The sequence below is a fragment of the Neisseria sp. P0009.S007 genome, from assembly GCF_051962515.1.
On sequence record NZ_JBQCVF010000741.1, the window covers coordinates 1 to 838 of the forward strand.

Genomic DNA, 838 nt, shown 5'->3' on the forward strand with positions numbered 1-838 from the left:
AAAATCTATTACGCCGTGATTATTTTGGTATGCGCCGCTTCCATGCTGCTCAGCCCGTTTTTCTATATCCGCCGCACGCGCTCGGGCGCCGAATTGCGGCGCGCGCCCAGACAGTGGAAACCCATCTTCTTCGCCAACATCATCATGATTGCGGCTTTGTTTGTTTGGTGGAAATGGTTTTAAGGAAAAATAAAAATGAACAAAATCTGGATCAGCACATTACTGCTCGCTTTGACAACTGCGGTTTCCGCCGCGCCTATTTTTGAATGTACCGATTCTGCCGGCCGCAAAGTCTATACCCAAGCCGGCGGTAAAAACTGCAAAGCCAGCAATATCGGCAAACCGTCCGTATATACTTCTGCGCCTGTTTCAACACCGGCAACGCCGACTTCCCCAAGCAAAGCCGAGCAGGCGGAAGAAGCTGTCGCCCCGGTCAATCCGCCTGATGTCGGCACGGCCAAGCGTGCTTTAGATACCGCCAAGAAAAATTTGGAAGAAGGCAAAAAAGTGCGTTATGGCAATGAACGCAACTATGCCCGCTATCTCGAACGGATCAACGGTTTGGAAAAAGCCGTCCGCTCTGCTCAGGAAAACTATGACGCGGCGCAACGCCAGCCTGCATATCAAGATCCTGTTGCCTATTGATCCTTACCACACCAGCAAGGCCGTCTGAAATTTGGTTTTCAGACGGCCTTTTCAGCTTTTCAATATAACAAAATCGTCTTTATACCAAACAAAGCATTCTTTCCAGTTTTCAGACGGCCTTGTTAAAGTAAGCGTGTATTAAATTCTGACGGTTGCCATTATGTTGTTACTCAAAACGCCTTCTGTATTGCCG

At 48.7% G+C, this 838-nt stretch carries 2 protein-coding genes; both read left to right on the forward strand.

Annotated features, from left to right (window positions below; translation table 11 throughout):
- Positions 1-183, forward strand: a 183-nt coding sequence (locus ACTHS3_RS16060; RefSeq protein WP_440368515.1) for a hypothetical protein, incomplete at its 5' end; no start/stop codon positions are given.
- A gap of 12 nt (positions 184-195) precedes the next feature.
- Positions 196-645: a DUF4124 domain-containing protein gene (locus ACTHS3_RS16065; protein ID WP_070608334.1), complete on the forward strand. Its 450-nt coding sequence runs from the start codon at positions 196-198 to the stop codon at positions 643-645.
- Positions 646-838: the final 193 nt, after the last annotated feature.